Source organism: Acinetobacter sp. 5862 (assembly GCF_024494585.1).
GTDB lineage: Bacteria > Pseudomonadota > Gammaproteobacteria > Pseudomonadales > Moraxellaceae > Acinetobacter.
The window spans coordinates 1-203 of sequence record NZ_JANHGP010000136.1; the positions used below are offsets into that span (position 1 = coordinate 1).

General features: G+C 41.9%; 1 protein-coding gene. It reads right to left on the minus strand.

The window, feature by feature from the left end:
* On the minus strand, positions 1–203 hold a 203-nt coding region (locus tag NO346_RS14995), incomplete at both ends, for a GTP-binding protein (RefSeq protein ID WP_256415612.1).

The following is a 203-nucleotide window of genomic DNA, read 5'->3' on the forward strand; positions in this document are numbered from 1 at the left end:
CCACGGATGATTGGAGTGTCATCACCTGGGAAGTCATAAGTAGAAAGAAGTTCACGAACTTCCATTTCTACTAATTCAAGTAATTCTTCATCATCAACAAGGTCACACTTGTTTAAGAATACGATGATGTAAGGTACACCAACCTGACGTGAAAGAAGGATGTGTTCACGAGTTTGTGGCATTGGACCATCAGTCGCAGCACA